The organism is Shewanella sp. 11B5 (assembly GCF_002836795.1).
GTDB lineage: Bacteria > Pseudomonadota > Gammaproteobacteria > Enterobacterales > Shewanellaceae > Shewanella > Shewanella frigidimarina.
Map to the genome: position 1 here is coordinate 1 of NZ_PJAP01000912.1, position 3,203 is coordinate 3,203.

The following is a 3,203-nucleotide window of genomic DNA, read 5'->3' on the forward strand; positions in this document are numbered from 1 at the left end:
TGTGAGTTGAGTTTTTTATCTAAAATTAAGCCAGCTTGCTGTTTATGCCTAGCAATTATGCATTTTTTGTCAACACCTCAACGGGGTTGCAAATTCGTGTTCAAATGTTATCACTCTGAATATCGCAAGTTCATTTATGATTGTGATCAACCTGACAGCTAATATCTGCTGAAATAATCGACATGCTTTACGCTAATGGGCTGATTATCTGTAATAAAACATTCTCCATGCACCAAATCTAATGCTGGTCACATAATTGACTAAAAAATATGATCTACAAAGTGAATATGCCGTAAGATATAGGGCGTTTAGGATTGGGCTTGAAAACATAGGCAAACAGGTTAATTTATCATTTTTCACTCTTTGGTGAGTTGTCCACTGCTTCAATATGACCGTTTTCAGGTATAACATCATCATTATGGCAACGGTATGTTGCTGTGTCGTATTTGGTTGTACTGAAGTAAGGAGTCGCCAATGATTATCGAAGAGGTCGTTGAGCTATCGCGTTTTCAATTTGCGCTGACAGCCATGTATCATTTTTTATTTGTTCCACTCACCCTAGGTTTAGCCTTTATTCTTGCGATTATGGAATCACTGTATGTGATGACCAATAAGCAAGTTTATAAAGACATGACTAAATTTTGGGGTAAGTTGTTTGGGATAAACTTTGCCTTAGGCGTGACAACGGGTTTAGCGATGGAGTTCCAGTTTGGTACTAACTGGTCCTACTATTCTCATTACGTAGGTGACATTTTTGGTGCGCCCCTGGCGATTGAAGGCTTAATGGCATTCTTCCTTGAGTCTACGTTAGTCGGGATGTTCTTTTTTGGTTGGGATCGTTTCAGTAAGCGCCAACATTTAGCGGTCACATGGCTCGTTGCCCTTGGCTCTAATATGTCAGCCTTATGGATTTTGATCGCCAATGGTTGGATGCAAAACCCAGTGGGTTCGGTGTTTAACTATGAAACCATGCGTATGGAAATGACCAATTTTGCCGAAGTGGTATTTAACCCCGTTGCGCAAGTTAAGTTTGTTCATACCGTCGCCTCTGGTTATGTAGCAGGTGCGATGTTTGTATTAGCCATTAGCTCATACTACATATTGAAAGGCCGAGATTTACCTTTTGCTCGTCGCTCATTTGCTATTGCAGCAAGTTTTGGTATGGCATCTATTTTATCGGTCATCGTGTTAGGCGATGAATCAGGTTATGAAGTAGGCGAAGTGCAACGTGTTAAATTAGCCGCAATTGAAGCTGAATGGCACACGGAACCTGCACCAGCAGCCTTTACGGCATTTGGTTTCCCTAACCAAGAAACTATGCACACGGATTACGCCGTTAAGATCCCATATGCGATGGGCATTATTGCGACACGTTCTTTAGATGGAGAAGTAACCGGTATTAAGGATCTTATTAAAGATCACGAAGTACGAATTCGTAACGGTATGGTTGCGTATGCATTACTGGAAAAATTACGTGCTGGTGATAAATCGGTTGAAGTTAGAGAGCAATTTGAAGCAACCAAAATCGACCTGGGTTATGGTTTCTTGCTTAAGCGTTATACCGACAAAGTGGTTGATGCGACTGAAGAGCAAATTATTGCAGCGTCTTATGACTCAATTCCTACTGTAGCCCCTATGTTCTGGAGTTTCCGCTTAATGGTTGGCTCTGGGGTGATAATGTTATTGGTGTTTGCTGCGGCCTTCTGGCAAAGCACTCGTCATCAAATCGCCGAGAAAAAGTGGGTACTTCGTGCTGCTCTTTACAGTTTGCCACTTCCATGGGTAGCCATTGAAGCTGGTTGGTTTGTGTCAGAGTTTGGTCGCCAACCTTGGACCATTTCTGAAGTGCTGCCAACATTCATGTCGGCGTCGAGTTTAACGACGGCGGATCTTTGGTTCAGTATTATTTCGATTACGGTGTTCTATACCATCCTGTTGGTGATAGAAGCTTACTTGATGTATAAGTTTGCTCGTCTTGGTCCAAGCAGCTTAAAGACCGGTCGTTATCATTTCGAAAACCAAGATGCTTAATCTGAGGACCTGATTATGTTTGATTATGAAGTATTAAGATTTATTTGGTGGGCGTTAATCGGCGTGCTGTTTATTGGTTTCACCGTGACAGATGGCTTTGATATGGGCGTAGGTATATTGTTACCCGTTATTGGTAAAGATGATACTGAACGCCGTATTATGATTAACACTATCGCACCACATTGGGACGGTAACCAAGTATGGCTAGTGACGGCTGGTGGCGCGTTATTTGCTGCTTGGCCTATGGTCTACGCGGTATCGTTTTCAGGCTTTTATGTGGCAATGATGCTAGTGCTATTTGCATTGTTTTTACGTCCAGTCGGTTTTGATTATCGCTCTAAAATTGAAGACCCAAGATGGCGTAAGTCATGGGATAGAGCATTATTTGTCGGCAGTTTTGTACCACCGTTAATCATTGGTGTGGCATTTGGTAACCTGCTTCAAGGCGTACCATTTAACTTTGATGAATATCTACGTGCTACTTATCATGGCGGTCTGTTGGGTTTATTGAATCCGTTTGGTTTATTAGCCGGTCTTGTGAGTGTCACTATGGTGATAATGCAAGGTTCTACATGGTTACAAATGAAGACCGACGGAGAGCTGCGGGTTAGAAGTGCTAAAGTATCGCAAGTTTGTGGTGGTTTATTAGTGGTTCTATTTGGTGCAGCTGGTGTTTGGCTTGTAAACGGTATTGATGGTTATGTTATTACCTCAGCCCTTAACCTTGCTGGTCCGTCAAATCCAACCACTAAGACTGTAGCGGTTGAAGCGGGCGCTTGGTTAACTAACTATGATAAATATCCTCTTACCATGCTATTCCCGGTATTAGGGTTATTAATGCCAATATTAGTGATTTTTGCCAGTCGATTAAATCGTAGTGGATTTGCGTTCTTTTTCAGTTCGCTAGCGGTTGCTTGTGTCATTTTGACCTGTGGAGCAGCAATGTTCCCATTTGTTATGCCTTCATCATTAGAACCTAATGTCAGCTTAACAATGTGGGATGCTACAGCCAGTCAAATGTCACTTAAAGTGATGACAGTTGCCGCTATTATCTTCGTACCCACAGTATTAAGTTACACCATTTGGACTTACTACAAGATGTACGGCCGCTTAAATCGTGAGTTTGTTGAAAACAACAAAAGCTCACTTTACTAAATTAAGGAGCAACGTCT

Annotated in this window: 2 protein-coding genes; both read left to right on the forward strand. The window is 42.0% G+C overall.

Translation table 11 applies throughout. The features are described from left to right. Window positions 1-474 precede the first annotated feature (474 nt). Window positions 475-2,031 (forward strand): cytochrome ubiquinol oxidase subunit I, encoded by a 1,557-nt coding sequence (locus CXF78_RS18085; RefSeq protein ID WP_011636616.1) that lies wholly within the window; start codon window positions 475-477, stop codon window positions 2,029-2,031. Between the two features lie 15 nt (window positions 2,032-2,046). Beyond that, window positions 2,047-3,186, forward strand: coding sequence for a cytochrome d ubiquinol oxidase subunit II (gene cydB / locus CXF78_RS18090; protein ID WP_102037545.1), 1,140 nt, complete (start codon window positions 2,047-2,049; stop codon window positions 3,184-3,186). Window positions 3,187-3,203 lie beyond the last annotated feature (17 nt).